Here is an 893-nt window from a genome sequence, read left to right as displayed (position 1 = left end):
GATATAGCCTTCTCCGTCCCCCCTTCGCAGTAACACCGAGTACAGGAATATTAACCTGTTTCCCATCGACTACGCCTTTCGGCCTCGCCTTAGGGGTCGACTCACCCTGCTCCGATTAACGTTGAACAGGAACCCTTGGTCTTCCGGCGAGCGGGCTTTTCACCCGCTTTATCGTTACTTATGTCAGCATTCGCACTTCTGATACCTCCAGCAGCCCTCACAGGCCACCTTCGACGGCTTACAGAACGCTCCCCTACCCAACAACACCTAAGTGTCGCTGCCGCAGCTTCGGTGCATGGTTTAGCCCCGTTACATCTTCCGCGCAGGCCGACTCGACCAGTGAGCTATTACGCTTTCTTTAAATGATGGCTGCTTCTAAGCCAACATCCTGGCTGTCTGTGCCTTCCCACATCGTTTCCCACTTAACCATGACTTTGGGACCTTAGCTGGCGGTCTGGGTTGTTTCCCTCTTCACGACGGACGTTAGCACCCGCCGTGTGTCTCCCGTGATAACATTCCTCGGTATTCGCAGTTTGCATCGGGTTGGTAAGCCGGGATGGCCCCCTAGCCGAAACAGTGCTCTACCCCCGAGGATGAGTTCACGAGGCGCTACCTAAATAGCTTTCGGGGAGAACCAGCTATCTCCCGGTTTGATTGGCCTTTCACCCCCAGCCACAGGTCATCCGCTAATTTTTCAACATTAGTCGGTTCGGTCCTCCAGTTAGTGTTACCCAACCTTCAACCTGCCCATGGCTAGATCACCGGGTTTCGGGTCTATACCCTGCAACTTAACGCCCAGTTAAGACTCGGTTTCCCTGCGGCTCCCCTATACGGTTAACCTTGCTACAGAATATAAGTCGCTGACCCATTATACAAAAGGTACGCAGTCACCC

Annotated in this window: 1 rRNA gene; it reads right to left on the bottom strand. The window is 53.8% G+C overall.

The annotated features are described in order from the left end of the window. Positions 1–893: ribosomal RNA gene (locus HZZ01_RS20675) — 23S ribosomal RNA — on the bottom strand; the annotation flags it as partial.

Source organism: Pantoea sp. WMus005 (genome assembly GCF_013415305.1).
Classification (GTDB): domain Bacteria; phylum Pseudomonadota; class Gammaproteobacteria; order Enterobacterales; family Enterobacteriaceae; genus Pantoea; species Pantoea rara.
The sequence above is the reverse complement of the archived record's forward strand: the minus strand, read 5'-3'. Positions and strand labels throughout refer to the sequence as shown.